Source organism: Mesorhizobium carmichaelinearum, assembly GCF_900199455.1.
Classification (GTDB): domain Bacteria; phylum Pseudomonadota; class Alphaproteobacteria; order Rhizobiales; family Rhizobiaceae; genus Mesorhizobium; species Mesorhizobium carmichaelinearum.
The window spans coordinates 107,495-131,406 of record NZ_FZQR01000011.1; the positions used below are offsets into that span (position 1 = coordinate 107,495).

The 23,912-nt window shown below is 62.8% G+C and carries 31 protein-coding genes; 13 read left to right on the top strand and 18 right to left on the bottom strand.

From position 1 onward, the window contains the following. Positions 1 to 609, bottom strand: coding sequence for a TetR/AcrR family transcriptional regulator (locus CKW40_RS24350; protein WP_095202398.1), 609 nt, complete (start codon positions 607 to 609; stop codon positions 1 to 3). 98 nt (positions 610 to 707) lie between these two features. On the opposite strand from CKW40_RS24350, the gene CKW40_RS24355 reads away from it, so the two are divergent. The 3 genes from CKW40_RS24355 to CKW40_RS24365 are packed head-to-tail and all read left to right on the top strand — an operon-like array spanning position 708 to position 2,595. Further along, complete coding sequence (locus CKW40_RS24355; protein WP_095202399.1) at positions 708 to 1,718, top strand: zinc-dependent alcohol dehydrogenase family protein; 1,011 nt, start codon at positions 708 to 710, stop codon at positions 1,716 to 1,718. A gap of 33 nt (positions 1,719 to 1,751) precedes the next feature. After that, positions 1,752 to 2,180 carry an OsmC family protein gene (locus tag CKW40_RS24360; RefSeq protein ID WP_095202400.1) on the top strand — a complete coding sequence of 143 codons (429 nt, stop codon included), beginning with the start codon at positions 1,752 to 1,754 and terminating at the stop codon, positions 2,178 to 2,180. Between the two features lie 34 nt (positions 2,181 to 2,214). Further along, entirely contained in the window at positions 2,215 to 2,595 is a 381-nt protein-coding gene (locus CKW40_RS24365; RefSeq protein ID WP_095202401.1) for a nuclear transport factor 2 family protein, read from the top strand. Between the two features lie 14 nt (positions 2,596 to 2,609). Here the strand turns inward: CKW40_RS24365 and CKW40_RS24370 are convergent, their stop codons facing one another. The 8 genes from CKW40_RS24370 to CKW40_RS24405 all read right to left on the bottom strand — a co-directional run bounded on the left by CKW40_RS24370 (position 2,610) and on the right by CKW40_RS24405 (position 6,431). Further along, complete coding sequence (locus CKW40_RS24370) at positions 2,610 to 3,221, bottom strand: LysE family translocator (RefSeq protein ID WP_095202402.1); 612 nt, start codon at positions 3,219 to 3,221, stop codon at positions 2,610 to 2,612. 102 nt (positions 3,222 to 3,323) lie between these two features. After that, positions 3,324 to 3,704: a YkgJ family cysteine cluster protein gene (locus tag CKW40_RS24375; protein ID WP_095202403.1), complete on the bottom strand. Its 381-nt coding sequence runs from the start codon at positions 3,702 to 3,704 to the stop codon at positions 3,324 to 3,326. A 4-nt stretch (positions 3,705 to 3,708) separates the two neighbouring features. After that, positions 3,709 to 3,873 carry a hypothetical protein gene (locus CKW40_RS43885; RefSeq protein WP_095202404.1) on the bottom strand — a complete coding sequence of 55 codons (165 nt, stop codon included), beginning with the start codon at positions 3,871 to 3,873 and terminating at the stop codon, positions 3,709 to 3,711. 1 nt (position 3,874) lies between these two features. Beyond that, positions 3,875 to 4,282 carry a hypothetical protein gene (locus CKW40_RS24385; protein WP_095202405.1) on the bottom strand — a complete coding sequence of 136 codons (408 nt, stop codon included), beginning with the start codon at positions 4,280 to 4,282 and terminating at the stop codon, positions 3,875 to 3,877. Continuing rightward, entirely contained in the window at positions 4,282 to 4,509 is a 228-nt protein-coding gene (locus CKW40_RS24390) for a hypothetical protein (protein WP_095202558.1), read from the bottom strand. Before CKW40_RS24390 ends, CKW40_RS24385 begins: the two co-directional genes overlap by 1 nt. 359 nt (positions 4,510 to 4,868) lie before the next feature. After that, positions 4,869 to 5,078 carry a cold-shock protein gene (locus tag CKW40_RS24395; protein WP_010915421.1) on the bottom strand — a complete coding sequence of 70 codons (210 nt, stop codon included), beginning with the start codon at positions 5,076 to 5,078 and terminating at the stop codon, positions 4,869 to 4,871. Between the two features lie 342 nt (positions 5,079 to 5,420). Beyond that, positions 5,421 to 5,750, bottom strand: a complete 330-nt coding sequence (locus CKW40_RS24400) for a YciI family protein (RefSeq protein ID WP_095202406.1) — start codon at positions 5,748 to 5,750, stop codon at positions 5,421 to 5,423. Between the two features lie 27 nt (positions 5,751 to 5,777). Next, complete coding sequence (locus CKW40_RS24405; protein WP_095202407.1) at positions 5,778 to 6,431, bottom strand: glutathione S-transferase family protein; 654 nt, start codon at positions 6,429 to 6,431, stop codon at positions 5,778 to 5,780. Positions 6,432 to 6,615: 184 nt separating this feature from the next. Between CKW40_RS24405 and CKW40_RS24410 the strand changes: the two genes are divergently transcribed. Then, complete coding sequence (locus CKW40_RS24410; RefSeq protein ID WP_095202408.1) at positions 6,616 to 6,795, top strand: CsbD family protein; 180 nt, start codon at positions 6,616 to 6,618, stop codon at positions 6,793 to 6,795. 52 nt (positions 6,796 to 6,847) lie between these two features. Here CKW40_RS24410 and CKW40_RS24415 read toward each other — a convergent pair whose 3' ends face one another. Further along, a complete protein-coding gene (locus CKW40_RS24415) occupies positions 6,848 to 7,981 on the bottom strand; it encodes a metallophosphoesterase (RefSeq protein WP_095202409.1) in 1,134 nt (377 codons plus the stop codon). Positions 7,982 to 8,135: 154 nt separating this feature from the next. On the opposite strand from CKW40_RS24415, the gene CKW40_RS24420 reads away from it, so the two are divergent. Next, a complete protein-coding gene (locus CKW40_RS24420) occupies positions 8,136 to 8,729 on the top strand; it encodes a hypothetical protein (protein WP_095202559.1) in 594 nt (197 codons plus the stop codon). 39 nt (positions 8,730 to 8,768) lie between these two features. Here the strand turns inward: CKW40_RS24420 and CKW40_RS24425 are convergent, their stop codons facing one another. The 3 genes from CKW40_RS24425 to CKW40_RS24435 form a co-directional block, all read right to left on the bottom strand. Beyond that, a complete protein-coding gene (locus CKW40_RS24425; RefSeq protein WP_095202410.1) occupies positions 8,769 to 9,890 on the bottom strand; it encodes an NAD(P)/FAD-dependent oxidoreductase in 1,122 nt (373 codons plus the stop codon). A 58-nt stretch (positions 9,891 to 9,948) separates the two neighbouring features. Beyond that, positions 9,949 to 11,490 carry an amino acid ABC transporter permease/ATP-binding protein gene (locus CKW40_RS45385; RefSeq protein ID WP_095202411.1) on the bottom strand — a complete coding sequence of 514 codons (1,542 nt, stop codon included), beginning with the start codon at positions 11,488 to 11,490 and terminating at the stop codon, positions 9,949 to 9,951. Positions 11,491 to 11,586: 96 nt separating this feature from the next. Further along, on the bottom strand, positions 11,587 to 12,429 hold the full coding sequence (locus CKW40_RS24435; RefSeq protein WP_095202412.1) for an ABC transporter substrate-binding protein: 843 nt from the start codon (positions 12,427 to 12,429) through the stop codon (positions 11,587 to 11,589). Positions 12,430 to 12,654: 225 nt separating this feature from the next. Here CKW40_RS24435 and CKW40_RS24440 point away from each other — a divergent pair, with 225 nt between their 5' ends. Then, a complete protein-coding gene (locus tag CKW40_RS24440; RefSeq protein WP_095202413.1) occupies positions 12,655 to 13,743 on the top strand; it encodes a LacI family DNA-binding transcriptional regulator in 1,089 nt (362 codons plus the stop codon). 12 nt (positions 13,744 to 13,755) lie between these two features. Here CKW40_RS24440 and CKW40_RS24445 read toward each other — a convergent pair whose 3' ends face one another. Then, a complete protein-coding gene (locus CKW40_RS24445; protein WP_095202414.1) occupies positions 13,756 to 14,364 on the bottom strand; it encodes a TetR/AcrR family transcriptional regulator in 609 nt (202 codons plus the stop codon). A 95-nt stretch (positions 14,365 to 14,459) separates the two neighbouring features. Between CKW40_RS24445 and CKW40_RS24450 the strand changes: the two genes are divergently transcribed. Then, positions 14,460 to 15,242: an NIPSNAP family protein gene (locus tag CKW40_RS24450; RefSeq protein ID WP_095202415.1), complete on the top strand. Its 783-nt coding sequence runs from the start codon at positions 14,460 to 14,462 to the stop codon at positions 15,240 to 15,242. Here the strand turns inward: CKW40_RS24450 and CKW40_RS24455 are convergent. Together CKW40_RS24455 and choX are read right to left on the bottom strand one after the other, a co-directional pair. Then, entirely contained in the window at positions 15,239 to 16,075 is an 837-nt protein-coding gene (locus CKW40_RS24455; RefSeq protein WP_179298093.1) for an alpha/beta fold hydrolase, read from the bottom strand. The two genes, CKW40_RS24450 and CKW40_RS24455, sit on opposite strands and share 4 nt — an antisense overlap. Beyond that, a complete protein-coding gene (choX, locus tag CKW40_RS24460) occupies positions 16,072 to 17,016 on the bottom strand; it encodes a choline ABC transporter substrate-binding protein (protein WP_095202416.1) in 945 nt (314 codons plus the stop codon). The genes CKW40_RS24455 and choX overlap by 4 nt, the downstream gene beginning before the upstream one ends. 83 nt (positions 17,017 to 17,099) lie before the next feature. On the opposite strand from choX, the gene betI reads away from it, so the two are divergent. Beyond that, entirely contained in the window at positions 17,100 to 17,738 is a 639-nt protein-coding gene (gene betI / locus CKW40_RS24465) for a choline-binding transcriptional repressor BetI (protein WP_095202417.1), read from the top strand. A 39-nt stretch (positions 17,739 to 17,777) separates the two neighbouring features. Here betI and CKW40_RS24470 read toward each other — a convergent pair whose 3' ends face one another. Next, the gene (locus CKW40_RS24470; RefSeq protein WP_179298094.1) at positions 17,778 to 18,581 is read right to left on the bottom strand and encodes a glycosyl transferase family 90; all 804 of its coding nucleotides are present in this window, start codon (positions 18,579 to 18,581) and stop codon (positions 17,778 to 17,780) included. A gap of 6 nt (positions 18,582 to 18,587) precedes the next feature. On the opposite strand from CKW40_RS24470, the gene CKW40_RS43890 reads away from it, so the two are divergent. The 3 genes from CKW40_RS43890 to CKW40_RS24480 all read left to right on the top strand — a co-directional run bounded on the left by CKW40_RS43890 (position 18,588) and on the right by CKW40_RS24480 (position 20,532). Continuing rightward, entirely contained in the window at positions 18,588 to 18,860 is a 273-nt protein-coding gene (locus CKW40_RS43890) for a hypothetical protein (protein ID WP_179298095.1), read from the top strand. 70 nt (positions 18,861 to 18,930) lie between these two features. Then, positions 18,931 to 19,704 (top strand): SDR family NAD(P)-dependent oxidoreductase, encoded by a 774-nt coding sequence (locus CKW40_RS24475; RefSeq protein ID WP_095202561.1) that lies wholly within the window; start codon positions 18,931 to 18,933, stop codon positions 19,702 to 19,704. 276 nt (positions 19,705 to 19,980) lie between these two features. Further along, the gene (locus tag CKW40_RS24480) at positions 19,981 to 20,532 is read left to right on the top strand and encodes a DUF805 domain-containing protein (RefSeq protein WP_095202419.1); all 552 of its coding nucleotides are present in this window, start codon (positions 19,981 to 19,983) and stop codon (positions 20,530 to 20,532) included. 107 nt (positions 20,533 to 20,639) lie between these two features. On the opposite strand, the gene CKW40_RS24485 is transcribed toward CKW40_RS24480, so the two are convergent. Next, entirely contained in the window at positions 20,640 to 21,623 is a 984-nt protein-coding gene (locus tag CKW40_RS24485) for a LysR family transcriptional regulator (protein WP_244571273.1), read from the bottom strand. Positions 21,624 to 21,719: 96 nt separating this feature from the next. Here CKW40_RS24485 and CKW40_RS24490 point away from each other — a divergent pair, with 96 nt between their 5' ends. Both CKW40_RS24490 and fumC read left to right on the top strand, forming a co-directional pair. Continuing rightward, on the top strand, positions 21,720 to 22,199 hold the full coding sequence (locus CKW40_RS24490) for a cupin domain-containing protein (protein WP_095202421.1): 480 nt from the start codon (positions 21,720 to 21,722) through the stop codon (positions 22,197 to 22,199). A gap of 178 nt (positions 22,200 to 22,377) precedes the next feature. After that, the gene (gene fumC, locus CKW40_RS24495) at positions 22,378 to 23,775 is read left to right on the top strand and encodes a class II fumarate hydratase (protein ID WP_095202562.1); all 1,398 of its coding nucleotides are present in this window, start codon (positions 22,378 to 22,380) and stop codon (positions 23,773 to 23,775) included. The last annotated feature ends 137 nt before the right edge of the window (positions 23,776 to 23,912 follow it).

A 23,912-nucleotide genomic window follows, 5' to 3' on the forward strand; every position in this document is an offset into this window, starting at 1 on the left:
TCAGACAGCGGCGTCCGCGCGTCGCCGCACCTCGCCGGCAAGCACCGCGGCTTCGATCAGCGCCGCGACCTCGTCGGCGACCGCCTGTAGCGGGGCGCGGTCGCGGGTGGCGCGGGCGATCACCATAAGGCCTTCCAGCGACGATTCGACGAGCAGCGCCAGCGCATGGGCGCGGCGTTCGGGCACCCCTGCCCGCATGAAGGCCTCGCGCAGCAGGCCTATCCACTGCTCGAAGGCGGCGCGGCAGATCTCGACCAGGTCCGGCACGTCGTTCGGCGCGTCGAGCACTACCGGCGCGATCGGGCAGCCGAACGAGAACTCGTTCTCCTCCAGCATGCGGGCCACCGACTGGTAAATGTGATGCACGGCGACCGCCGGATCGTGTTCCGCCGCCAGCGCCGCGCCGAGACGCTCCGTCACGCCGGCCACGCTGTCGCGTGTCACCTCGATGACCAGTTGGTCCTTGCCGCCTGGAAAATGAAAGTAGAGCGAGCCGCGCGGCGCGCCGCTGGCGCTCAAAATGTCGTTCAGTGAGGTGCCGTGATAGCCGCGCCGCCGCAAAAGCAGCGCCGTCGCTTCGATCATGCGGGTGCGTGTGTCTGTCGCCATGTCAGCCTCTGTCAGGAATACGCATTATAGGCCTTGCTTGGAATATGACAACCGGTCTACATAATATGTAGATCGGTCTATATAATTTGGAGGCAACAATGCAGCGTTACCGACTTGAGGGTTTTGGCGGGATCGAGAAGCTGGCAACGCGCGAAGAGGCAATACCCGAGCCCGGCGCCCATCAGATCCTGGTGCGGGTGCACGCCACGTCGCTTAACCGCCGCGACGCGATGATCCTCAAGGGCACATACCCGCTGCCACCCCGCGCCGGCATCGTTCCATTGAGCGACGGCGCCGGGGAAGTGGTGGCGATCGGCGACGGTGTCACGCGCTTTGCGGTCGGAGACCGGGTCACCGGCAGCTATTTCGCGCGCTGGATCGACGGCCGGCTTCATCCCGAAATCATCGACCAGCTGGGCTGCACGCTGGACGGCATGCTCAGCGAATATGCGCTTCTCGATGAACAATGGGCGGTACGGTTGCCCGAGCATCTCTCCTGGCGTGAAGCCGCGACCTTCACCTGCGCCGGATTGACCGCCTGGAGCGCATTGACCGGAGCAGAGATCCCGCAGCCCGGACAATGGGTTCTGACGATAGGCTCAGGCGGCGTGGCGCTGTTTGCCCTGCAGTTCGCCAAGATGCTTGGCTGCCGCGTCGCCGCCGTCACCTCGCGCGCCGAAAAGACTGACCGGCTGCGCGCGCTTGACGCCGATATCGCTATCGCCGCCACAGAAACCCCGGAATGGGGCATGAAGCTGCGCGAGGCGACCGGCGGCATCGATGTGGTGGTGGAGACGGGTGGTCCGACGACCTTCGCGCAATCGCTGATCGCAAGCTCCCTTTACGGCCGCATCGTTGTGCTGACCGTTCAGGATGCGAGAGGCAATTCGATCGAGATTCCGGGCGCTATCTATCAGCGCAGCCTCGCCACCATTGGCCGCGTGTTCGTCGGCAACCGCACTGGGCTGGAGGCGATTCTGGCCGCAGTCGGCAAGCATCAGCTGAAGCCGATCCTCGACAAGGTCTTTCCGTTCGCCGAGGCGCGCGAGGCCTATCGGCATTTCATGCAGGGCGATGTCTTCGGCAAGGTCGTCATCGACGGCGCGTGATCCCGCATTCCATCAACCAGAGGAGAGCAAGCAATGACTGTTCGCGATGCATCGGCCGAATGGCGCGGCACACTCAAGGAAGGATCCGGCCGGCTCAAGTTGGGCAGCGGGGTCTTCGAAGGCGCCTACTCGTTCCCTTCCCGCTTCGAGAACGGCCCCGGCACCAACCCGGAGGAACTCATCGCGGCTGCCCATGCCGGCTGCTTCTCGATGGCGCTGAGCGCCATCCTTGGCAGCGAAGGCCACACGCCCGACAGCATCCGCACTATCGCGAAGGCGCATCTCGGTGCGACCACAGCCGGGCCGACAATAACCCGCATCGAACTGGACACGGAAGCCAGCGTCGCAGGCATTGCCGCCGAGGACTTCGAGCGGCTGGCGCAAAAGGCCAAGGCGGCCTGCCTGGTCTCGCGGGCGCTGGCCGGCGTCGCCAGCATCACGCTCAAGGCAGCACTGACCTGACACCTCAACGACTGAAACGGAAGGAGTAAATCCTATGGAACTGATCATCGACAGCACCGCTGCCGCGCGCTCCGGCGAAACGGCACAGATGATGCGGCGCTTCAACGACGTCTTCCAGCACCACGACCCGTCGGCGCTTGCCGATCTGGTTGCTGAAGACTGCGTGATCGAGAACACCACGCCCGCGCCGGACGGCGCGCGCCGCGCCGGCAAGGCGGCTTGCATCGAATTGTGGTCGGCGATCGCCACCCAGCTGGGCACGCGCTTCGACCTCGAGGAGACCTTTGTCGCCGGCGACCGGGCGATCATCCGCTGGCGCTACTGGATGGCCGACCACACCTCCGTCCGCGGCGTCAATCTGATGCGCGTCCAGGACGGCCGCATCGTCGAGGCGATGGGCTATGTGAAGGGATAGTCGGCCGATCGCCGCTACCGATCAGCCAATGCCAGCTTGGCGCCAAGCATGACGAAGGCGCCGGCAAACGTCCTGCGCATCCACGTCAGCACCATCGGCCGTGAGGCGACATGGTTGCGGATCGAAGCGGCGAAGATGCCGTAGCCGACGAAAACCACGAAGGTCAAAAGCATGAAGACGGAGCTGAGTTCCAGCATCTTCGACAGCGCATTGGGCTCGGTGGTGCTGACGAATTGCGGCAGGAAGGCGAAGAAGAAGATCGACAGTTTCGGATTGAGCACGTTGACGAGGATGCCGGTGGCGATCACCTTGCCGGCCGAGCGTGGCGCGACATTGTCCTCGACGCTCAGGCCACCCTTCTCCTTCAGCGTGTTCCAGGCCATGTAGAGCAGATAGGCGACGCCGAGATATTTCAGCGTATCGAAGGCGACCGCGCTGGTGTGCAGCAGCGCCGCAAGGCCGGTGATGGCGGCTGCCATGTGCGGGATGATGCCGAGCGTGCAGCCGAAGGCGGCAATGATCGAGGCCCGCGCACCGCGCGAAAGTCCGGCGCTCAGCGTGTAGAGAACGCCGGTGCCGGGCGAGGCCACGACGATCAGCGACGTCAACAGAAATTCGATACTCACGATGATTTCCTCCAGCGGCCTGCCCGGCCGGGAAAGTATCGGGCTGCGGGTCGGCGCACAAGCGGGCTGATCGGCGTACTCCCGTATAGGATAGATTGGCAGCTACACCGGCAATCCGACCGCCCGACGTGCCATCAGGCACTCCGCGTCGCCAGGCATACAGGCGCGGCAGACATCCGGGCGCAATTCGTAGATGCCGCATGCTGTCGACTTGCCGACTTCGCCCGACAGCGCCGAACAGCGCACGCCGTCACAGCGCATGCCCGACAGGTCGGCCGCTACATATTTTTCAGGGATACGGTCGAGTTGCGCATCATCCTCGGTGGAGAAGCGCGGCCATTCGGCCGAATAGGAACAGCAGGCGCCGCAGCTCTGGCAGTCGAAGAGCGGAGCGGTCTCGTGTTGCGACGACGAAAGGTTTGCGGCAGCGACCAGGGCGAGCAGCCCCGGCGCGGCAGGATTGCGACCGGCGTCCTGCGGCAAGGCGCTATTTCTTCTTGCCTGTCTTGCGCGCCGGCGCTTCGACCGGCGACTTGAACAGATCGGTCGCGGCTTCGGCAGGTTCGCCGGGCTTCACGGCAACCGGCTTCGCAGGCTTTGCAGCGGGAGCCGGCGCAGCCGGCTGGTCCTTGGCGGAGAATTTGATGGCCATGTCAGTCCTCGTCGGCGAAGCGCGATGATGGTGCGCGCGGATTGCGCAAGCGGCCGATCAGTGCCGAAACCGCCGTGATGTTCATTTCCTCGGGCGACCAGTTCCTGGCCTCCGCGATGTGATGCGGCGCCAGCTCACGATGCGTGCTGCCGCTGTAGGCGGCGTCCTGGTAGGTCAGCCGCTCCTGGGTCTTTTTGTCCTCGCGGACATATTCGATCAAGTAGTTCGGGGCTTCGGCGCGGCCGCGCACGCCGACACGCACCTGGGCATCGCCATGGGCGCGTTTGCAGCGTTCGAGTTTTTCCAGCACACGCCGGACATACTCGACCGGCTTGTCGAGACCTTCGACCATGTCGGCGATGGTCGCATCGGCCGCGATCGGCGTTGGCGGTACGCGCTTGGTGGCCATCAGCGTTTTCCGGCTCGTTTCGGCAGCGCCGCGAGTGCTGCGGCCGCCGCCATCTCGTCAGCTTCCTTTTCCAGGCGCAGTTCGCGCAAGCGGGCGGTCTTGGCTTCCCGCGCCTCGCTGACGGCATCGCGCTCGGATAGGATGCGGCCGAGCGACATAGACTGGGTTTGCGTCTTGCTGAACAGCGACACCGCCGGATCGGCGGCGGTCTTCGGATTGGCGGTCAAAATCTTTCTCCTGTCAGGAGCCTGGTGCCGATAGGGCGAGACCGGGTCTTCGGTCAGGACCACGCACAAAGCAACACTGCATTGGGGCAATACGGCAGCGGATTCAAATTGCTAAGGCGTTCCTTAGCACGTTCAGCCCGACGCGCAGCGCATTTTCGGCGGCAACAAGCGTAAAATGAAAAAGGCCAGGCACCGCCTGACCTTCCATAGGAGCACCGCGCATCCAATTGAATGCACAAGGCAAACTCCTCGTGCGCGTCATGGGCCGTGGAAACTCACGTCTCCGCGGCCATGCGCTCGAATTCGCCATTCACCAGTGCCAGTACATCCGTGGTCACCGGGACGGCTGAATTCTTTCTTCAGGCCGCCTTCAACTGGTCGGCGGACATCTTGCCCGACTTGTTGTCGCGGACCATCTCGTAGCCGAGCTTCTGGCCCTCGACGATGTCGCGCATGCCGGCGCGCTCTACGGCCGAGATGTGAACGAAAACGTCGGCCGAGCCGTCGTCAGGCTGAATAAAACCAAAACCTTTGGTGGCGTTGAACCATTTAACTGTGCCGGTGCTCATAAACGAACCCTTTCCATGGCAAATATTCGTTAATCGCGGTGCGAACGCACAACGATTTTTGTCTCGATTTTTGATGGGGAAGTTCGTCAAAGGCACGCTTGCGTGCGCGGATAACAAAAGTCGGTCAAACAAATATCGACATATTTCTTGTAGACTGCTTTGGGCGCCGAGTCAATCTCTGGTTCTCCAGCGAACAGAATTCAATTCTGGGTTGCTCGACGCAGAGACCTCAACTGACCAACCGGCTGAAAGACCGTGCTTCAAAAAGGCACCGAGCCAGCGCATTTGTGCCGGATGCCAGGAGGCCGTGGCCGGAGCCGGCCGCGAGCCCATGCCAGCGGCCTACATGATCGTGCTGATCATCGGCAGGATCTCATAGCGAAAGCCACGACCTGACTTTGCCACTGGATCGCCGTCGGTCACCACCTTTGCCTCGGCCTCGCTGCCGGCACGCAGGATCAGCAGGCCCCAAGGGCCGGCCGGATCGGCGACCGGGCCGGCCATGATCATCACGCCCTCGCGAAGCTTGCCGCGCAGGTAGTCGGCATGCCGGCCCATCAGTTCCCTCTCCTCCTCCGTCATGGTGAAGGCGAAGTCCGGCCGCGGCGGAATCAGCCGGCAATGAAAGATTTTTGCCGTTGCGGTTTCATGCGGTGCTTCGTTGCTGGCCATCCGTCCTCCTCCCGCCCGTTGTTCGGCTTATTCGTCGGGGCCGGGTTCGGGCCATGTTTCCCCGGCCGCCTCCGCATACCAGTGCCGCATCGCCGGCATTGCCAGCACGGCGTCGACATAGGCCCTGGTGTCGGGCGCGAGCTCGCCGCCATAGGTGTCGAAGCGGGTGACGACCGGCGCATACATGGCATCGGCCGCGGTGAAATGGCCGAACAGGAACGGGCCGCCCTTACCGTATTTCTCGCGGCACTCGCGCCACAGCGCCTCGATGCGCGCCCGCTGCACTTCCCCTTCGGCGTCGAGCGGCTTGTGCCCCTCCGGCCGCCGCAAATTCATCGGCCAGCCATAGCGGACCTCGCGGAAGCCGGAATGCATCTCGGTCGCCGCCGCGCGCGCCAAGGCGCGGGCGCCTATATCATCGGGCCAGAGCTTTTTCTCGGGAAACAGGTCGGCAAGATATTCAAGGATGGCAAGGGTTTCCCAGATAATCCTTCCCTCGTGATTCAAGACCGGCACCTGACCGGTCGGCGATACTTTCGCCAGATTGGCAAAGGTCTCGGGGGTACGCAGCCGCACAAAGCCTTCTTCGAACGGGATCTCCAGGTGCCTCATCGCCACCCATGGCCGCAGCGACCATGAGGAGAAGCATTTGTTGCCGATGTAGAGCTTGAATTCCGCCATTTTTCTCCCCGTGCGCGCGATTGGTCGGCGCGTATCCACAGCCTAGCCTGCCTGCCTAGGCGCCGGAAGCCGCCTCGCGCGTTTCGTCTGCTTCCGGTGGGATGTCTGGAACCTAAATGATGCCGGTCCGTTTATTCGCGCGGATGAATTCCCAGGAATTCAAAGACTCCCAGGAGATGCGAAAGTGGTGAACAGGGATCAGGTTGCTGGCATGGCCAAGCAGATTAAAGGCTCGGTAAAACAGGCCGCCGGCAAGGCGACCGGCAACAGGCGGACCCAGGTTGAAGGCATGGCCGACAAGCTCGCCGGCAAGGTGCAGAAGGCCTATGGCGACGTGAAGGACAAGGTCAAGAAGGCGTTCTGATCCCGCATCGAGAAACGCTCCTATCGGAAAGGCGGCCGCCAAGGCCGCCTTTTCACGTGCTCCAGCCCTTGCTGAAAGCGTTGGTGAAGGTGACCTCGCCATGGTCATCGGTCGCCTCGCCTAACACGACGTCCATGCCATCGCTGGTCACCCTTGCCACGGCGAACCCTCCCATATAGGCGGCCTTCGGCTTGAACAGGTCGATCCCGTCACGACGATAGATCAGCGAGGCGTCATGCTGGTGGCCGTGGAAGATGCCGACGACATTGTAGCCCTTCAGCGCCGCCAGCAGCGCTTGCCTGTCGGCATCGCCCCACCAGTGCGGCGGGCCGGCGCCCTCATCGTCGTAGGTTTTCTTGGCGGGATCCCACCGCTCCGTCGAAAATGTGTCCCAGCCATAGTGCTGGAACAGGATGACGGGGCGGCCGTCCGCCGCGTAGGTCGCCAGATCCTGCTTGAGCCATGGCAGGCTGCTCTCGGCGCCATGGCCGGTGTCACCGGCAAAGCGATGCGTCTGGACGAGATGCAGGCCGCCCCAGTCCCATGAATAGCAGTCGGTGTCGACATCGTAGTCGGTGGCCGGCACGGGCGGCTTGAAGAACACGCCGGCGCGGTGGTTGACCTCGACATAGTCACGCAGCTCGCGCCGGTACCAGTCGACATGGTGCGGCGGGCCGTTCTGGTCGAGATCATGGTTGCCGAGCCCGACATAGACCGGCATGTGGATGCGATCCGGGCCGACGCCTTGGCTATAGCGCTGGCTGAATTGCAGCAACTGCGTGCCCTCGCTTGGCTGGGCGATCTGGCCGCCGCCATCGTCGGTGATGTCGCCGCCGACGACGAGGCCGAGCGGCGTGCCGATCCGGCTGCCGGCCGAACGCAAGCCAGTAGCGACGCCGTTGATCTCGGCCGGCCAGTCCTTGTCGCCGATGCCGTTCAATGCCGCGACATTGCGCAAAAGTGCCGCGTCGGTCTTGCCCTCCTGCTGGCAGTTGGGGCTCAGACCGCTCGCCATGCGGCAGGCGTGGACATCGGCGATGAACAGGAAGGTGGCGTCGATGGGCTGGATGCGCTGCCCGGTCTGGCTGAACGCCGGGCGTGACAGCGCACCAGCCGCGGCAAGACCGGCGGCCTGCACCAGAAAGCTGCGTCGTGAAAACAATTTTGGCGGCCGGTGATTCATCATCGGCGGAATTTCAGCACAAGCGACGTCCGTCCGTCCAGTTTCAGCAATGTCGCGACGGCATCGAATCGTGACTGCCTTGACCATCGACATCGCAATGAACGTCTGCCACTTCTACCTGCGCTTGCATTTGATTTGGAAGAAACGGGGGAGCGTCATGAAGAGCGCGTTTGTCGGCATGGCATTGGCGGTTTTGCTGCCGGCAAGTATTGCGTTTGCCGGTCCCTGCGTCGATGCGAAGTCCGCGAAAAATGGGTTCATCCTGGCGCGGCCCGGGATCAAAAGCGAGTTTCGGCCCGTGGCCGGCGGGATGATTTCCGTCACCAACACCTACGAGTCGCAATCACCGCAAAAGCAGTTCCTGTTTGCCGGCCTGATCGAGGTTTTTCGCGACAGCGACACCGGCCGGCTGGCAATGATCCCGTTTTCCGATCTGCGAAAACTGTTTCCGCTGAAGACGGGAGCCAAGAGCACGATCGAGTTCGTCGAGCTGTCGCCAGACAAGCAGCCGAAGGCCACCAAGACGCTGACCCTGGTCGTCAAGGGCAAGGAGACGTTCAGCCTGGGCGACTGCAAATACAACGTGCTTGCCGTCAACGAGACCTTCAAGAACGGGGCCGGCGAGACGCTCGATGCATTCACAGCGCTTTATTCGCCTGACCTGCAGGCTGCCCTCGCCCGGCGCTACGATGAAGGCAGCAGCGCGCAATCGGTCAACGGCTACGAGACGATCAAGCCGCTGGCCGAATAGAGGGTCTATGGTGCGCAGGAAGCCTTTGGACCGGTCTGATCAAAAGCGGCTTGGACGGAAGTTCGCAAGCAGCGGATGCTCAGTGCCGCTGGCGATCTCGCCGGCAAGCAATTCGCCGGCGATCAGGCCAAGCGTTGCGCCGCTGTGGCTGAAGGCAACGTAATATCCCTGGATATCCTTCAACTGGCCGAAGACCGGCTCGCCGTCTCCGGGGATCGGCTTGGGCCCGACACCGTAGCTCTGCAATTCCAACCTTGGATGACCCTCGAGAACATTCGAGGCTTCGTCGAGAAGCCCCTGAACGGTCGAAGCCTTTACGCCATAGGTGCCGTCCGAATTGACCACCACCTCTTCTTCCGACCAGGCGGAATCGAGCGCGAGCGCTCCGTCCGGCGTTGGCCGGATGGCGACCCGCGGCGTGTTGAGCACGGCCCGAAGGGGCAAGTCGACCGGCTTGGTCCTGACGAGCAGCGCGATCGGCGTCCCATCGGCGATATACCGGCCGGAGTCCGCAACCATTCGTGGCACATCACCGCCGGTCGCCAGGAGTACAGCATCGGCAGCAAGGCTGATGCCGCTTGTCGTGGTGACGCCAGTGGCACGACCGTCGACGACCGTGACCGCGGCGCTTCCGGCATCGGTGACCAGTTGCCCGCCGCGCTCGACGAATTCCGCAATCAATATCTCGATCAGCGACGGCAGGTCGACCCAGCCCTCGCCCGGATTGAAGATCGCGCCTTGAGGCGTGACAGCGCTTGCAGAGACACCTGGCGTGACTGAGGCTATGGCGTCCGCAGACAGATGTTGCGCATCATAGCCGAGGGCTTTTTCATGAGCGAAGACATCGGCGATCTCGTTCGAGACATTGTCCGCATCCCATGTCAGGCCACCGTCGAAACGCAGCCAGGCGGCATCCGGATATCTCGCCGACAGCGTCCGGTAGCGGTCGATACCGATCATGCGCAGGCGATGATATTCAGCCGATCGCTTGCGCGCTGAATTGAGCCAGGCGAGCGAACGGCAGGAGGCTCCCTTGGCGAGCGGTCCATCATTGACCAGAACGGTTTGGATGCCGAGCCTTGCCAGATGGACGGCCGAGGAGACACCGAAAATGCCGCCCCCGACAACAACGACCTTTGAGACGGAATGTGCTGTAGCCATGGGATATTCTTTCACTGGTGGAGTTGGATTGGGCGGCCGTCTCGGGGCTCATGCGCGATCAAAGCACTTCGGCAAGGAAGTGCTTCAGACGCGTGCTTTTCGGCGTGTCGAAGATTGCTGCAGGCGTGCCGACCTCGATGACGCGGCCTTCATCCATGAACACGACCTGATCGGCGACCTTGCGGGCAAAGCCCATTTCATGGGTGACCACGACCATTGTCATGCCGCGCCGGCCGAGGTCCGCCATGAGGTTGAGAACGCCCTTCACCAGTTCGGGATCGAGAGCGCTCGTCACCTCGTCGAACAGGATAACCTCCGGATCCATCGCCAGTGCACGAGCGATCGCCACACGCTGCTGCTGGCCACCGGATAGGCTTCCGGGACGATGGTGTTTGCGGGCAGCCAGCCCGACGTCGGCAAGGCGCGCCTCGGCGATACGCTCGGCCTCCTGCACCGGGAGGTGTTTGACCTTGGTCAGCGACAGCATGACGTTTTCCAGGGCTGTGTGGTCGGGAAACAGGTTGAACTGCTGGAACACCATGCCGACCCGCCGGCGCAGTTTTTCCGACTTCGTCGCCAGGATGCTCGCGCCATCGAGCAGCACGTCACCGCCCTTGGGCTCGACCAGGCGGTTGAGGCAGCGCAGCAGGGTCGACTTGCCCGACCCTGACGGGCCGATGACACAGGTGACCGTCCCCGGTTTGACCGTCAGGCTGACACCCTTGAGGACATCGAGATTGCCATAGGCCATGTCGAGATCGGTGATGGTGAGACTGCCGCCCTTGAAGCGAGGAAGCGCGGAATTGCCCTCAAGACTGGTCTGCGCAGGTGGATTGCTGATGGCGTTTTCCAGTTCATCGACCTCGGCGAGACCGCTGGTGACGAGACCGGCCTTTTGCTTTCCGACGCGCAGCGAGTTGTCGATGTGATTGACCACGTGGGTCAGCGGCACGGTGATGACGAGATAGAAAACACCGGCCAGAAGCAATGGAGAGAGGTTTCCGGTGACCACTGCCTGGTCCTGGCCGACACGGAAAATCTCGCGCTCCGACGCGAGCAGACCGAGGAAGTAGACAAGGCTCGAATCCTTGACGTTGCCGATGAACTGGTTGACCAGGGCCGGCAAGACGCGGCGGATGCCTTGCGGGATCACAATCAGGCGCATGCCTTGGCCATAGCTCATGCTAAGCGCCCTGCAGGCCTCCATCTGCCCGCGCTCGACGCTTTGGATGCCCGAGCGGAAGATTTCGCCGATGTAGGCGCCGGCGATCAGGCTGAGGGCGAGAATGCCGAGCGGATAGGGCGAAGGGCCAAAGATTTCACGGCCGATGCGGGCAAAGCCCTGGCCGATCAGCAGAATCGTGACGATCGCCGGAAGGCCACGGAAAATATCGGTATAGACCCTGGCGGGAATGCGCAGCCAACGCGATTGCGAGATGCCCATGACCGCCAGGATCATGCCGAGAATGACACCCAGTACCGTGGACGCGGCCGCGAGGATCAAGGTGTTCTTCAATCCGATGGTGATCATGCTGGGCAGCACGTCCGCCATGGCCTGCCAGTCGAGGAAACTGCGCCGCAGGTTTTCAAGCCAGTCCATTCGCCCGCCTTTCGGGTGCGCTGTCCGCATCGTCCGCCATCAAGCACGGCAGCGTAAGGTCCGGCCGCCGGCGCGAAAGCCGGCGGCCGGATGCGGTTACTTCTTGGGGAGATACTGGTCGGGCATCGGCGAACCGGGGAACCACTTCTCGTAGAGCGTCTTCCAGGTTCCGTCCTGCATGGCTGCGTGAAGGGCGGTGTTCAAGGCACCACGGAACTTGTCGTTGCCCTTGCGCACCACGAAGCCGGCCGGCGCGTCAAAGGAAGGAATATTGACCGCGATCTTCAGGTTCGGATAGCGAACGCCATAGTCCTTGGCGGCCTCGTAATCGAGGAAATGCGCGTCGACGGTTCCGTTGTTGAGCGCTGAAACGGCGGAATTGTTGTCGGGGAATTTGACGAGATCGGTTCCGACAAAGTTCTTCGCCGCGTAGATTTCCTGGAGCGTGCCCTGCACGACGCCGAGGCGCTTGCCCTTGAGCCCCTCCGCCGACGTGATCGCCTTGTCCGAGGTAAGCACGGAGAGATAGCCCGCAAGATACCCGTCGGAAAAGTCGACGGTCTTCTTGCGCGCTTCCGTCGTGCCGATTGCCGCGACCGCGACATCGAAGCGTTCGTTCGCAACCGAAGGCATCAGCGCCGAGAATTCCTGGCCGGTGAAGATCACCTGGTCCGGCTTGAAACCAAGGCGGCTCGCGACGTTGCGGAACAATTCGATGTCGAAGCCGGTGAACGTGCCATCCGCCTGGGTGAAAGCGTAGGGTTTGGCATCGCCCATGGTACCAACGCTGATGACTTTCGCATCAATAAGACCATAGGGATTGTCATCCGCGGCGGCTGCTCCCGAAACCAACCCGGCGCCAATGCACACGGCCATAAGAGCCATCGCGCCGGTCCTGACCGGTGACATCAACGACTTGAGAATTCCTGTCCTGCTCATGTCTTCTCTCCACTCTGAAGGTCTGTTCTTGTTGATATTTACGTCGAGCCCGCAATCTCGCATTTGACGCGCCCGCGACTGCGGTATGCGCGGCACGTCTCCTCACGCCTCTCGGCTCATAATTTTCTTAAAGAGACCGGTCTCTTATTGATTGAGACCGGTCTCTTTGATAATCGTTATCGCCAGATTGACCTTCCGTCAACAACTCTTGTAGTCGTTCATCCGATGAAAAGAACCGCGCCCAAGACCCCGTCGATAACGGTCAGCGACGTCGCACGCGCGGCAAACGTATCGAAAGCGACAGCCGCGCGCGTGCTGGGCGGATACGGCGTCGTCAGTGACACGATCCGCGCTGATGTCATGGCCGCGGCCAAGGCACTGGACTACCGTCCGAACGAGCTGGCTCGCAGCATGACGACCGGTCGGTCCGGCATCATCGGGGTGGTTGTCGGCGACATCGAGAACCCGTTCTTCAGCCTCGCTGTGCGTGGCATCAGCGACGCCGCAAGGGCAGCCGGGTTCAACGTCATTCTGGCCAATTCCGGCGAGCGGATCGAGGCTGAAAAGGCAGCCGTGCGGCTATTGATCGGCAAGCGCGTCGACGGGCTGATCGTCACGCCATCGGAATCGCGTGACATCTCACATCTGCGCGACATCCATCGTTCTGGCCGGCCGCTTGCCCTGCTCGACAGGGCGCTGCCCGATCTGGATGTCGATACGGTCACGGTCGACGATCGCGGCATCGCCATGCGCGCGACCCGCATTCTTGTGGATGCCGGACACCGCAACATCGCCTATGTGACCGCGGTCGACGCCGAAGGGCATGAGTACCGCGATCTCACGCAAATCTACACCTCGTCGGTTCGCGAGCGCATCGACGGCTTCCTCACCGTGTGCCGGGATGCCGGCATTGATCGGCCGGAGCGTTATGTCCGGCTTGGTGCAACAAGCCCCGCCGAAACGCGCAGGGTCGCCGACGAGATGCTGTCCGGACCAGATCGGCCGACGGCGATCCTTGCCTCCGACAGCGTGATAGCTTTGGAGATATTCCGGGTGATCCGCCAACGCGGCTTGCGGGTTCCCGAGGATATTTCGCTGATCACCTTCCACGATGCGGACTGGACGAGCGTGACAACCCCGCCCATTACCGTCATCGACCAGCCCGTCTACGCGCTTGGCAAGAGTGTCGCGGAATTGCTCATCCGGCGATTGAAGGGAGATCAGCGCCCGGCGGAAAGGCTCATTCTGCCCACATCGATCTTCGAGCGCGGCTCCGTTGGCCCGCCCTCGAACGCCATCGCCAGGCACGCATAGCGCGGCTGCGGTTCAGGCTTCGCCGAGAGCCGCCAGACAGTCCCGCAGCACGGTGGCGTCCTGTGCTGTCTTGGCCATCGACATGGCGCCGGAATAGGTAGCGACGGCAAGTGCCGCGAAACGCTCGGGATCGGTGCCTTGCTCCCTGCCCTCCTGCTGGTCGGCCCTGACCTTGCCGGCGATCGCCTGGCGCCAGGCTGAAAAGATGCCGGCAAGGGCGGCGCGCAGATCGGGATCGGCGAGCGACAGTTCATGCGCCAGATTGTTGAGCGGGCAGCCGCGCACGAAACCCTGCTGATCCAGTTCCGCCGCCACGGCCTCGAACACGGCCCGCACCCCCTCGCGCGCCGAAGCCGCTGCCACAACCGGCGCGATCCATGTCGCCTCGACCGCCGCCGCCACGCGCTCGTCGATCACCGCCAGCGCCAGCGCCTTCTTGGTCGGGAAATGATGATGCAGCGCGCCGCCGCTGACCCCGGCCGCAGCCATCAGGTCGCCGAGACTGGACGCGTGATAGCCGCGCGCCTGGAACGCAACCTCGGCGACATCGAGCACTTTCCGGCGCATGCCCTCGGGGTCGTTGACGCGTTTTCCTGGCCGTGGGCCTGATCGAAGGATCATCTCTGCTGACATTGCCCGACAATAGCATGTTGACAAAACAGGACAACCGGTCTGTTTATAAACAGGATGATCACCCTGTTTCTGGAGACCCGCTGATGAACCTCCCCCTGAACGTTGCACCGGAAGCTGCCGCGCTCGCCTCACCTGTCGTCGAATTGCGGCAGTACACGCTGAAGACCGGCAAACGCGACACACTCATCGACGTCTTCGACGGTAAGTTGATCGAAGGCCAGGAAGAAGCTGGGATGACCATCATCGGCCAATTCCGCGATCTCGACCGTCCGGAGATGTTCATCTGGCTGCGCGGCTTCGGCGGCATGGACGCCCGCAAGCAGGCGCTAACCGCCTTCTACGACGGCCCGGTCTGGGCGGCGCATCGCGATGCGGCCAATGCGACAATGATCGATTCCGACGACGTGTTGCTGCTGAAGCCAGCCTGGCCGGGTGCCGGCTTCGACCTCTCGGGCACGCAGCGCGTCGCCGTGGCCACTGGCGAAAAGCCAATTCCAAACAAGCCGCTGGTTGGCATTGTTGTCATCCAGATTCATCATCTCAGGCCCGGAGCGGAGACCGGCTTCGCCAGTCGCTTCGCGGCCGAGGCGGCACCTATGATGAAGGCGCCCGGCGTCCATCTCCTCGCTGCCTTTATCACGGAGCATGCCGAAAACAGCTTTCCGCGCCTGCCGGTGCGGGCCAGCGAAAACGTCTTCCTTTCCGTCACCCGGTTCGACAGCGCCGAGGCGCATGCCCGCCACGAAGCCGCCCTCGCCGCCGCGCCGGCATGGCAGGCCTATTGGCAGGCCGCCCAGCCTGATCTGACCAAACCGACCGAGACTTTGCGGCTGTCGTCCACGTCACGATCCTTGGTCGGGCGCTAGGCGACGAACGCCTCGGCGATGGCCCGCGCGACAAAGGCCGGGTCCTCCCAATGCGGGTTGTGGCCGCACGCTTCGGCGCGCACGAGGCGTGCCTCCGAAAGGCAACGCGACAGCGCCTGCTGATGCACCTCGCCGAACAGCGGGTCGCACGCGCCGGCGATGATCAGCGTTCGGGTCCGCACAGCTTGCGCCGCACCGGTCAGGTCAGCCCGGCAAATCTCTTCCAGAATGGCGCGCCAGCGCGCCGCGGGCATGGCCGAGGCGTCCTTCGCCAGGCCGGCGAGAAACGGCTGGGGCACACCGGGCCTGCAGGCATGCCACCACGCATAGAACGGGTCGGCCGGTAATATCGGGTCGCGCAGAGCCTGGACACCCGCGACAAGCGGGTGATCGTGCGCGAAATCGGGCTTCAACGTGCCGGCCATGACCACCAGTCCGCCGATGAGTTCGCCGTGCGGAGCAGCCAAGGCGACGGCGACCATTGCGCCAAGCGAATGGCCGACGACAACAGGGCGCTCGAGCCGCAGATGCTGGATCAGGCCGGCAATATCGTCGGCAAAGTCGGCAATGCCGAAACCCCTGCCCGCTTGTGACGCGCCGTGGCCGCGCAGGTCGGGCATGATCAGCCGGCGGCCGGCCAGATGCGGCGCCAGGAGCGAAAAACTGCGGCTGGTATCGGTGAAGCCATGCACCAGAACCAGCGCCGGCTCGGCGCCCGAAATCTCGACATAGGCGATCTCGAGGCCGCCGGAATTGATGGATTGTTTGCGGCCGGCCCAGGCGTCTTGCTCCGCCCAGGCATCCGGGGCCGCTTCCAGCGCGACCGACGTCACAGGCCGAGCTTCTCCTTGACCGCGGCAAGGCCGGGCTTGCCGTCGAAGGTGGTGACGCCGGCGAGCCAGGTGTCGAGGCGGTTCTTGTTCAGCGTGATCGCCTTCAGCGCCCCGTCCTCCGGCTTCATGCCGTCATTGATGAGATAGCCCATGCCGACATTCTCGAAATCGATGTCGAAGGCGAGATTTTTGAGGAATTGCGCGACATTCGGACATTGCTGCAGATAGCCCTTGCGCACCTGCGTCGTCACCGTCGCGGCGCCGAAATTCGGGCCGAAGAACTTGTCGCCGCCGGTCAGGTACTTGAAGTCGTACATGGTGTTCATCGGATGCGGGGCCCAGCCCTGGAAGACGATGAACTGCTTCTCCTTGATCTCGTAGCCGACTTCGGAAAGCATGCCGGCTTCACTCGACTCAACCACTTGCCAGCCGTCGAGACCGAGCGACGGGTCGGCGATAGCGTCCATCATCAGCTGGTTCGAACCGGGCTCGATCCCGTACATTTTCTTGCTGAACTTGTCGGCGAATTTGTGCAGGTCGGCAAAATCCTTGACGCCGGCATCCCAGACATAGGTCGGCACGGCGAAGGTGTATTTGGCGCCTTCGAGATTGACGCGCACATTCTCGACCGAGCCATCCTTCTTGTAGGGCTCGTAATAGGTGACCATGGCCGGATCCCAATAGCCGAGGAACAGGTCCAGATCGTTGTTCTTCATGCCTTCGTAGATGACGTTGATGCCCAGCACCGAGCTTTGCGGCTGATAGCCGAGCGCGCCGAGCAAGACATTGGCGACGCCGGTGGTGAAGGCAAGATCGTTCCAGCCCGGCTCGGCCATGCGGACCGCCCTGCACTGCTCGGCGTCGGCCTCGGCCGCCTGGGCCGCATGGGCGCCCAGCATCAGGGCTGCAAGACAGACGCCATTTGCAAGCATGCGGACCATTTCGATTCTCCTCGTCATCGCTCAATTGACCATCTGGTCTTTTTATTGTCCCACTGGTCAATTGTTGATCTAGGCGGACGAAAATGTCAACGTGGATTCGCAATGCCTGGATCGAAGCCGTGAAACTCAAGCGTCTCAGTGACATACGCCGCAAGGAGTTGCGGCAGGCCGCCTTCGCGGTGCTGGAGCGCGAGGGCATTGCGGGTGCGACGCTGGAAAAGGTGGCAGCCCATGCAGGCGCCTCCAAGGGCATCGTGCTGCACTATTTCCGCAACAAGCAGGAATTGTTCGAGCATGCGATGCGCGAGGCCAACGCCGTGCTGCGCGACGCGGTCGTCGCCCGGCTTCGCCAGGCGCGCACGCCAATGGAGCGGCTCGATGCGGTGATCGATGGCAATTTCGAGGAGCATCTGTTCCTGCCGCCTCTTTGCCATGCCTGGCTTTCGCTCTGCGCCGAGGTGCCGCGTGACGAAAAGCTGGCGCGGATTCAGAAGGTGCTGCACGCGCGCATGCGCTCGAACCTGTTGTCCGGCCTGCACGGCCTTGCCTCGCCTGAAGATGCCGACGACATCGCGCTTGGCGTCACCGCGCTGATCGACGGGCTTTGGCTGCGCCTCGGCCTGGAGCCGGGCAGCGTGTCGCGCGAACAGGCGATCCGCCAGGTCAAGGATTTTGTCGCCGCCCGACTGGCCATGCGCCAGCATGTGACTGCCGGCGCCTAAGCCTGCGCGAATTTCATACCACGCAGCGGGTGCGGACTGTCAGACCGGCCAACCGGTCGCGCGCTTGCGCCGTTCAAGGCCGGATTTCAGATTGCCGCCGGCAGCGGCGTGATCCCCCAGCAGCTTCGCCCATGCCGCCGCCGCCGCCGCGCGGGTCAGGTGGGTCTGTGCGAACTGCCGCGCCTCCGCGGCTATTTCGCTTTCCAGCTTCGGATTGGCGCGCAGCCACTCGATGCGTTCGGCGAGATCAGACATGTCGCGCGCCACAGGGACGTAGTGGCGAAACGGTTCGATATCTTCGAAGAACCATTCGCGCCACGGCCGATCCTGCAGCAGCACGACGCGCTTGGTGTGGAGCAGCATCTTGAAGCGGCCGCTATAACCCGCCCCTTCGACATCGATCATGTACCTGTAGGTGGTGACCTGGTCTTCCATCGTCCTGAATTTGGTGGAATACCGGTTGGTGGCGACATCGTAATTCGCCTCGGTGTCATACGCCTCGATCAGGTCCGGGCGGGCCGGCGCAATCTCGACAATCCTTTTGCGGGCACCGTTCATGCAGCGCCCCGCCCAGAACAACCTGTTGTCGCGCGGCGGCTCTTCCGATGCGGCCGCCATCGCCCGCGTCTTCTGGTCGTAGTCGTTGAACTTCGCATCCGGCCAGCCATCGAAAACGAAATCGGGCGCCGCCACCTCGCCATAGCCGTCGGCCTGAGAGAAGGCGAAACGCGTGCGAAAATAGCGATGCCTTCGGCGCGACGGCGTGTCGCCGAGAAGCATATAGAACGGTGGCAGGCTGCGGACGCCCAGGGATGCCAACGCCTCGGCTATCAAGGTCAGCACCTGCACATGCCTTTCAAGCCAGGCGGCACGGGAGCGCACCTTGAGCTTGCCGCCTTCGAAACGGCAGTGGATCTCGCCGCGATTGAGGCCGGGCAGGAAGCGCCAACCTCGACGACGTCGACAGCCATCGGAAGCGCCTTCAGACCGGTGTTGAGTGGTGCCATTTTGGAAGACGTCTCGCCGCGACCCGTTTCGATCAACGCGGCTATCGCGTTGGTGCGGCGGATGCAAGGGCAGACGGTCCTGTCGGCAACTGGCGAAGTTCATACCGTGGGATAGGTCAGCGGCTTGACCCGGGCTGCGACTATGCAGTGCTCTGGCATTGGCCAAGGCGACCTCGGAGTGCCTGATGAGACTGCAAGGCAAACGCACGCTGGTGACCGGCGGCTCGGACGGCATCGGCCTGGCAATCGCAGAAGCGTTCCTGCGCGAGGGCGCCGATGTCCTGATCGTCGGCCGCGACGCCGGCAAGCTCGAAGCCGCACGTGACAGGCTGACGGCTCCCGGCCCGGTTGGAACCGTAGAGACAGTGTCGGCCGATCTTGCCACCAGTCCGGGCATCGCAGCCGTTGTCGAGCACGTGAAAGCATCCGGCCGGCCGCTCGACGTTCTGGTCAACAATGCCGGTGTCGCCTATCTCGTGCCGTTCGAGACCGTCAGCGAGGCGCAGTTCCAGCACTCCTTCGCGCTCAATGTGACGGCGGCGTTCTTCCTCACACAGGGGCTGCTGCCGCATTTCGGTGCCGGTGCATCCGTCATCAACATCTCCTCCTATTTCGCCAACAAGATGATCCCGAAGCGGCCCTCCAGCCTCTACTCCCTGTCCAAAGGGGCGTTGAATTCGCTGACCAAATCGCTGGCCTTCGAGCTTGGCCCGCGCGGCATCCGCGTCAACGCCATCGCGCCCGGCACGGTCGACACCGCCATGCGGCGCAAGACCGTCGACAATCTTCCGGCCGAGGCACAGGCGGAGCTGAAGGCCTATGTCGAACGCAGCTATCCGCTGGGGCGCATCGGCCGCCCCGACGACCTCGCCGGGATGGCGGTTTATCTCGCCAGCGACGAGGCCGCGTGGACGAGCGGCGGTATCTTCGCGATCGACGGTGGAAATACTGCGGGGTGAGCGCTGGCTGTTGCCTTACGTGAGACCAGTCAGGGGCTCGGCGCACTGTTGGTCTGGACCTGGAAAATCCGATTGTCGACCAAACGGTTGTTTTCCGCTGCCGAGCGCAGCCCCATCGACAGGAATAAAATATCCGCCTTTATTTATACATACAATTTCACATCAGTTAACCATCCAACTAGTCGGGCCATCATACCCATTATTCCACCAAACTATCTTTAGTCACTTTTTACATACACAATGAATATTGCGCTCATTGCCGATGGGGAGATGTAGATGAATCTTTTGTTTGGATTTTCCGGGCGCATTGGGCGTGGGCAGTGGTGGTTGGCCCAGTTCGCAGTGCTGGCCCTGTTGGTGGTGACCGTCGCCGCCCTTGTCCATGTCGGAGGTGCATCGGCCGGACATAGGCTCAGAGCATTTCAGTCAGACGGGCTAAGTGCCAATCTGGTGCTGCTCATCGGCGCCGCACTTTCGATCTGGGTCAATTTCGCCGCAACGATCAAGCGGTACCATGACCTGGACAAATCGGGCCGATGGTCGCTGCTGTTGTTCCTCCCCTATATTGGCGGGCTGTGGGTGCTCGTCGAGTGCGGCTTTTTCTCCGGCTCGGACGGCAACAACGACTATGGCCCGCCATACGGTACAGGGGATTCGAGGAGCGACCTCAACGCCCACATTTCACGTATGACGGCCGAACGCTCTGTTCAGCAGCAATCGCGATCCACCAGGCTGGAACAGCAAGCCAGCAGGATGGATTCCGCACCTCCGACATCGCAAACGAGGCGTCCCACAGGTCCAACGGGATTTGGCCGCCGCGGCCTTTAGGTCAAGGAAAAGAGTTCCGCGCACATGCAGCGGGAAGCTACACCTCGACCAGCGGCGGCATTTTTTGCGATCGAAGGCCGTTATACGGCGGGTGAATTGCCTGGCCGCTACGGCGCGACAACTTGACCGGCGGCGCTTTCCACAAATCCAAGAGCGTCGACAACTTCCAGGATCTGATTGCGAATCCAGCGATGAGGTGGCTCGTCGTCGTGGCGTGCGTGCCAGTACATCCTGATTTCAGGAACAGCAATGGGAAGTGGCGGTTCAAACATGGCGAGCGGCAGGGTCTTGGCCGCCCAAACCGCGAACTGCCTGGGAACCGCGGAAAGGTAGTTTCCGTTTGCCACGGCCAACGCGACGGCCTGAAAGTGCGGCAGTGCTAAGCTGACACGACGCTTTCGTCCGATCTTGCCGAGCGCCTCGTCGGTGGAGCCCGACATCGAGCCGTCGATCGAGCGAAGAACGTGGGGCAGTTCGCAGAGAAGCTCAAGCGGCAGCAGCTCGCCATCTGCAATCCCCGCCTGTCTGATCGCAGCGTTGTCCCGCGCCGCAATGATTGCGAATGGCGAATGGAACAGCGGCACGCTGGAGACCCAGTCCAAGACCTCCAGCGGACGTTCCAGTGCCGCATCGATTTCATCATCCTGGAGCAGCCGCGAAACATCGCCGCGCGCGCTATCGAGAAACCTCAACGACACACGCGGCGCGATAGCCGCGACGCGCGCCGCCAGCGTCGGCATCAGCAGCATGGAAAAGAAATCCGCACCCATGAGCGTGAAGGTTCGCTCGAGCTCCGCCGGATTGAACGACTGCGCCGAATGGAAGGCGCGTTCGATCTCGCGCAGTGCCAGGCGCACCGGCTCCGCCAGGCTCTCCGCGCGCGGCGTCGGCACCATGTCGTTGCCGTGCCGCACGAACAGCTGGTCGTTGAGAGCGTGGCGCAAGCGATTGAGCGCCGCGCTGACGGCCGGCTGGCTGAGGCCGATCTGCTCACCAGCGCGCGTCACGCTTCTTTCCCGCAGCAGCGCGTCGAGCACCCTGACGAGATTGAGATCGAGGCCATTCAAATTCATCGCATCAATTCGCCCCATACGATCATTGGATTTCCATCGCCGGCATGTCCCTGGTTAGGTCGTTGTCGGCGCCGCCCCGTCGGCAAAAAGCGACCCAAAAGGAACAAGAGAGCCATGACAATGACCTCCGGGACAATCACAGGCAAGGAACTCTTCTGGTTCAACAACACGCTCGTCGCGATCCACGTCTCGTCGGCGGCGGGAGAGGACGGCATCTGCGTCGTCGAACATCGCATGCCATATGGCGACTCTCCACCGCTGCATGTGCATCGGCACGAGGACGAGGTGTTTCATATCCTGGGAGGGGTCATGCGCTTCACCATCGACGGCCACGAGTGCATCGCGGGCGTCGGCGAGACCGTCATCGCGCCGAAAGGCCTGCCGCACACCTACCGGGTCGAGTCGCCCGAAGGCGCGCGCAGCCTCACCGTCACGCGCGGCTCCGATTTCGAGACGATGCTGCGTAGGGCGAGCCGTCCGGCAGAACGGCCGGAACTGCCGTCGCAGATGGAGCCAACGCCGGAGATCATCGCGGCACTGGTGCAGCTCTGCGCAAGCAATGGCATCGACATTGTTGGCCCACCCTTAGCCTGACAAGAAGCAAGCCAACTCTCCCCTTCGGCAACATCTCCTTCCCGCGCACGCGGTTGCGCCGCGGGAGCGAGGTGCGTTCCTTCAACCGATTTGCATCCGCGCCGCCCGCAATCTCCGCTTGATGCGTTTTGTGCAACGCGATACGCCGTTGCCCAAATCGACAGACCGGAGACTTGCCGTGAGCACGCCAAAGACCAGAACCGAAACCGATACGTTCGGCCCCATCGAGGTTGCTGCCGACCGCTATTGGGGCGCGCAGGCGCAGCGTTCCCTCGGCAATTTCAAGATCGGCTGGGAAAAGCAGCCGGCTTCGATCGTGCGCGCGCTGGGCATCGTCAAGCGGGCGGCGGCGGAAGCCAATATGGAGCTGAACCGGCTCGATCCAGCGATCGGCAAGGCGATCATCGCGGCAGCGCAAGAGGTCATCGACGGCAAGCTCAATGATCATTTCCCGCTGGTGGTCTGGCAGACCGGCTCCGGCACGCAGTCGAACATGAACGCCAATGAGGTGATCTCCAACCGGGCGATCGAGATGCTCGGCGGCGTCATGGGCTCGAAGAAGCCGGTGCACCCGAACGACCACGTCAATATGAGCCAGTCGTCGAACGACACCTATCCGACGGCCATGCACATCGCCTGCGCCGAACAGGTCGTCCATCACCTCATCCCGGCGCTGCACCATCTGCACAAGGCGCTGGACGCCAAGGCCAGGGCCTTCAACCACATCATCAAGATCGGCCGCACCCACACGCAGGATGCCACGCCGCTGACGCTGGGCCAGGAATTTTCCGGCTATGCGGCGCAGGTCGCCTCGTCGATCAAGCGCATCGAACTGACGCTGCCCGGCCTGCAGGAACTGGCGCAGGGCGGCACCGCCGTCGGCACCGGCCTCAACGCGCCGGTTGGTTTTGCCGAGAAAGTGGCCGATCGCATCGCCGCCATCACCGGCATCGCCTTCGTCACCGCGCCGAACAAGTTCGAGGCTCTCGCCGCGCACGATTCCATGGTGTTCTCGCACGGCGCCATCAACGCGGCGGCCGCCGCACTGTTCAAGGTCGCCAACGACATCCGCTTCCTCGGTTCGGGCCCGCGCTCGGGCCTCGGCGAACTGTCGCTGCCGGAAAACGAACCCGGCTCGTCGATCATGCCGGGCAAGGTCAACCCGACGCAGTGCGAGGCGATGACGCAGGTCTGCGTGCAGGTGTTCGGCAACAATGCGGCGCTGACCTTCGCCGGCAGCCAGGGTCATTTCGAACTCAACGTCTACAACCCGCTGATGGCCTACAATTTCCTGCAGTCGGTGCAGCTGCTCGCCGACGCTTCGGTCTCCTTCACTGACAATTGCGTCGTCGGCATCGAGGCGCGCGAAGACAACATCAAGGCGGCGCTCGACCGCTCGCTGATGCTGGTGACGGCGCTGGCGCCCAGCATCGGCTATGACAATGCCGCCAAGATCGCCAAGACGGCGCACAAGAAGGGCACGACTCTTCGCGAAGAAGCGCTGGCCACCGGACTGGTCAGCGAGGCCGACTATGACCGACTGGTGCGGCCGGAAGACATGACGCATCCGGGGTAATGTGTTTTTCGGCGGGAGAATTTACTCCCGCCACCGCATCTCCCGACACGAATTTCGCGCTTCTTGCCCACTCACAGAAATGTACATCCTGTGAACGATGTGTCGCCGGATAGGCGGCTTTGGTGAACAGTCGCCAT